Below are 4,816 nucleotides of genomic sequence, written 5' to 3'. Positions count from 1 at the left end.
CTGTATCTAAGCAAATTGTGGTCGTGACACCGTGAGGTGTTATTCTCACAAGCTCCTGAATTTATTCAGGAGTGGTTGACTTAAATCATCAGTCTGGGTTATGATACTTCCTCCTTCTGTTGCGAGCTTTCTTTAGTTTGTCCTTTGAGATTTTTACATAAAAAACCGCAGCATTTTACAATGGTGGTGACAAGACAATTTATTTAAGATACACCAAGCCTTTTTTTTAAAGCATCGGTGAGAGTTGCGGAAAAGTTGATCTGGTGTTGTTTGCCTAAATCGTTAAGGTATTTAGGAATAGTAAGTGTCTTTTTAACACTTGCATTTTCCTCTCGTTCTCTAGCGATGGTTGTGTCCACTTCAATTGGAATAACCAATTGATCTTGATTATGCCGTATATTTTGAGGGTCAGAAGGTGTTGGCAAATCTTCATGATAATCTTCGACGGTGAGCAAATATCCTTCTAGAGCATCATGAGCCATATGAAGGGCATCAGACATATTATTGCCAAAAGTTGCTACATGGGGATCAAAGTCGGGGAAGTTAACTTCAATTTGGCCGTCTACATTCTTAGTGAATAATGCAAAATATAAGTACTTCATTATAATTACCTCCAGTTATGGATACACAAACAGGGGCTATTTAAGCCCTGCCTGTTTTAAGATACTGTAGCACGTGTGATAACACGTATCAATTGTTTTGGAGGGAATGGAATTTCTATATTTGGTTCGGGTATGTTGAGTTGAGATGGGTCGACTGATTGGCACTACGATCAAGAGAAACCAGGAACGCGAGACCGAATATCAAAAAGAAGCCCCACACAATTAGGAAGGCTGGCCAGGCAACGATGCCACTAAAAATATGACTGACAGACATTCCAGCTTGCCAATCAAATAAGAAGTGCAGAAGGACCGGCCAGATTAGAGTGTTGGTTGCTGTTCGGACAGATGCCAGAATGACGCCAAAGACGAATGCATAAATGACTTGTTGAATGGTTGGGGTTAACGTCTGGCCATTGATTAAGTTGAGCAGATGAAAGATCCCAAAGAAGAGAGCAGAAGAACACGCTGTGAGTGTATATTTCAGGTTATTATTTTTAAACATCTTCAAGAATGCGTTGAACAGTAATCCTCTACAAATAAACTCCTCGAAGAAGCCTGCAGATAAAGCCATCATGGTATCCGAAACAAGCGTTTTCGCTCCAAAAACGGCAATCAAATTATTTACGATATGGCAAAATATCAGAAATAAAACGAGTAGGGCAATTATCCAAACGATGCCGATTACTTTGGTTGCTTTTTTATACTTGATTGGATAATTGCGAATTTTGAGTGTTCTCAATATGTAAGTAATCAACCCAGCCGTAACTAATCCATACAATAATCTGACGCTCGCTCTAATAATAGGGCTTACCCCTTTTAACATAATATCCAAAATTTCGAGGATTAGAATTAATCCTGTTGCAATGACAAATTGCATAGATATGGAAACTCGACTTTTACGCATAAACTTCCTCCTAAATTCGAATGATCTTATTATTGCCCCTTTGGATAGGGTTTTCAATATTTTTCACTAAGCGCGTGCAAATTAAAAACAATCCACTAGTAGGTTACTAGTGAATTGCTGAGCGAGGCCTCGATAGTTTTCAAAAATTATTATGGGGTTGAAAGAGGTCGGAAAGCTTAGAAAATATTTGGTGAGTATTTCTGCCAAGCGATAAGGTACTCCCAATTTTGGATGGTTTTTACCGATCTTTCAACTGTGGATTCAGAGATTAAGAGCGAAGTACAAGCACAGAGCAATGGCAACTATTACCAAAACAAAGAAGAAAATGTTCAGGAAGTGGCCAATCGGATTGTCATCATTTAACCGCGAACCATAACCACTGCTTTTGGGTAATAGTAACGGAAACATCAAGCTTCGTTTGGCTTTAGACTGCTTCTTATTTTTTCCCATTTCAATCGCCTTCTATGGGGAGTTGCTAAATTTGTTCCTATAATACACCGTTAAAGTTTTCATAACAATTTTTTATTCAAATAAATTTAGCAGAAAAAAAAGCAAGATTAAATCTGTTCAAAAACCCGGTATATATGAATCTATTTATGCCATATGCATTTGATATAAATAAAATTTATATCAAAATTAAATAACCAAATGCTTAAACCGTTGAAACATCAACATATTGAGCATACAATGAATTTGTAATTTGAATTTGGACCGGTCCAATAATCAAATTGATGTTTGCTTTTACAAATTCAGGAGGTTACGAATATGACAAACTTCGATTCTGACGAATACCTGCAAAAAGTCAACCGCTATTGGAATGCCGCTAACTACTTATCTGTTGGTCAGTTGTTCTTACGTGATAATCCATTACTCAAACGCGACCTGGTTGCAGACGATGTTAAGATCAAGCCAATCGGCCACTGGGGCACGATTGCTTCCCAAAACTTTATGTATGCCCATTTAAACCGGATCATTAAGAAATATGATTTGAACATGTTCTACATTGAAGGTTCTGGTCACGGCGGTCAAGTTATGGTATCCAACTCTTACCTTGATGGCAGCTACAGTGAAATTTATCCAAAAATTGCCCAAAACGAAACGGGTCTTCAACGGTTGTTCAAACAATTCTCGTTCCCAGGTGGCGTTGCCTCCCATGCCGCTCCTGAAACCCCAGGTTCAATGCATGAGGGCGGCGAATTAGGCTACTCAATTGCCCACGGAACTGGTGCCATTCTTGACAATCCAGATGTGATTGCTGCCGTTGAAATTGGTGATGGGGAAGCTGAAACTGGCCCATTGGCTGCTTCTTGGTTCTCCAACAAGTTCATTAATCCAATTCATGATGGCGCAATTTTACCAATGCTGAATCTGAATGGGTTCAAAATTTCTAATCCAACCATTCTATCTCGAATGAGTGATGCCGATTTGCCGAAGTACTTTGAAGGGATGGGTTGGAAACCACACTTTGTTGAGACCGACGGAAATCCAGCTGACTATGCCCGGGTTCACAAGGCAATGGCTAAGACGATGGATGAGATCGTTTCTGAAATTAAGCACATTCAAAAACACGCTCGTGAGAATAATGATGATACATTGCCACAATGGCCAATGTTAGTTCTCCGGTCACCAAAAGGCTGGACAGGTCCTAAGTTTGATTTGGATGGCAACCCAATTGCCGGTTCGTTCCGTGCCCATCAAGTGCCAATTCCTGTGAGCGCTGGTCAGATGGATCACAAAGATTTGCTGGTCAACTGGCTCAAATCATATCATCCAGAAGAATTGTTCAACAACAACGGTTCGATCAAAGCTGAAATAAAGGCAATAGCTCCTGAAGGCAATCACCGAATGGCTATGAACCCAATTGTCAACGGTGGCATTGACCCTAAGAAGTTAGCCATGCCTGATCCAGCGGACTTCGCACTGAAGATTAACAAACCTGGTGACAAAGAAGCCCAGGATACCGAAGTCCTGTCGAATTTCTACACCGAGATTATGAAACGCAATGGCAACTCATTTAGAGCCTTTGGTCCGGATGAAACGAAATCTAACAAATTCTTCTCAATGTTGGATTATGGTAAACGTCAATGGGAAGAACCGATTAAGAGCCCAAATGATGAAAACATGGCACCAGAAGGCCGAGTCATTGACTCATAGCTTTCAGAACACCAAGCTGAAGGCTGGCTTGAAGGCTACGTTCTGAGTGGCCGTCATGGATTCTTTGCTTCATATGAAGCATTTACCCGGGTCATTGATTCAATGCTGACTCAGCACTACAAGTGGCTTAGAAAAGCTTCTGAGCAGTCATGGCGTCATGATTATCCGTCATTGAACATCATGAACGTTTCCCACGCTTTCCAGCAAGACCATAATGGGTATACCCACCAAGATCCTGGGATGCTCGGTCACTTGGCTGAAAAGGGTCATGAGTTAGTGAATGAATATATCCCAGCCGATGCCAATTCATTGCTGGCCGTCATGAACACGGCTTTGCAGGCCCGTGAGAAGATTAACCTGATCGTGGCTTCAAAACACCCACGGCCACAATGGTTCTCAATGGCTGAAGCAACTAAGCTGGTTAACGATGGTTTGGGAATCATTCCTTGGGCCTCAAACGATCAGGGTGATCCGGATGTGATCTTTGCGACTGCCGGAACTGAAGCAACAATGGAAAGCTTAGCTGCCATTGATATGCTGCACGACTCATTCCCTGAACTCAAAGTGCGTTTCATTAACGTGATCGATATCTTGAGATTGCGGCCAAACAATGAAGACCAAGATAGTCGTGGCTTGACCCAAGCCGAATTTGACAAATACTTTACCACTGACAAACCGGTGATCTTTGCCTTCCATGGCTTTGAAAACACTTTCCATGGCTTGGTCTACAACCGTCACAACCACAATATCAGCTTCCATGGTTATCGTGAAAATGGTGATATCACGACACCATTTGATATGCGGGTACTCAACGAGCTTGATCGATACCACTTGGTCAAGGACGCGATTGCCAGAACCCAGTTTGCTTCCCAAGCAGCTGACTTTGAAGCCAAGATGGATCAGATGCTTCAAAAACATCATGATTACATCCGTGAATATGGGACAGATATTCCAGAAGTTCAAAACTGGAAATGGTCTGGTAACTTAACGAATAAACTCACTACTGAATAAAATGATTTCTTCTTCGATTAGATAAAAGGCTTCGATTGAAAATAAGTCCAGCTTCTAGAAATAGAAGTGAAGTGCAACAGAAAAGTTAGACAAGTTTAGATATTGATTTAAGCTACCATGGCTTGATTCCTGTATTCTACAGGGG

The 4,816-nt window shown here is 41.1% G+C and carries 3 protein-coding genes and 1 pseudogene; 1 reads left to right on the top strand and 3 read right to left on the bottom strand.

The genetic code is table 11. The features are described from left to right. Nucleotides 1-203: 203 nt before the first annotated feature. From KTE19_RS12910 to KTE19_RS12900, 3 genes are all read right to left on the bottom strand, one after another. Nucleotides 204-602: a type II toxin-antitoxin system HicB family antitoxin gene (locus KTE19_RS12910; protein ID WP_217163797.1), complete on the bottom strand. Its 399-nt coding sequence runs from the start codon at nt 600-602 to the stop codon at nt 204-206. Between the two features lie 115 nt (nt 603-717). After that, entirely contained in the window at nt 718-1,506 is a 789-nt protein-coding gene (locus KTE19_RS12905; protein ID WP_217342450.1) for a CPBP family intramembrane glutamic endopeptidase, read from the bottom strand. A gap of 261 nt (nt 1,507-1,767) precedes the next feature. Then, nucleotides 1,768-1,956 (bottom strand): hypothetical protein, encoded by a 189-nt coding sequence (locus KTE19_RS12900; RefSeq protein WP_217163801.1) that lies wholly within the window; start codon nt 1,954-1,956, stop codon nt 1,768-1,770. 315 nt (nt 1,957-2,271) lie between these two features. Between KTE19_RS12900 and KTE19_RS12895 the strand changes: the two are divergent. Next, nucleotides 2,272-4,671, top strand: a pseudogene (locus KTE19_RS12895) (phosphoketolase family protein). Nucleotides 4,672-4,816: the final 145 nt, after the last annotated feature.

Source organism: Lentilactobacillus dabitei (genome assembly GCF_019061365.1).
Classification (GTDB): Bacteria; Bacillota; Bacilli; order Lactobacillales; family Lactobacillaceae; genus Lentilactobacillus; species Lentilactobacillus dabitei.
Note: the sequence above shows the minus strand (reverse complement) of the source record. Positions and strands in the feature narration are given on the sequence as shown.

Coding starts and splice junctions, on each gene's coding strand:
- KTE19_RS12900 (WP_217163801.1), bottom strand. CDS start 1,956: ATGGGAAAAAATAAGAAGCAGTCTAAAGCCAAACGAAGCTTGATGTTT.
- KTE19_RS12905 (WP_217342450.1), bottom strand. CDS start 1,506: ATGCGTAAAAGTCGAGTTTCCATATCTATGCAATTTGTCATTGCAACA.
- KTE19_RS12910 (WP_217163797.1), bottom strand. CDS start 602: ATGAAGTACTTATATTTTGCATTATTCACTAAGAATGTAGACGGCCAA.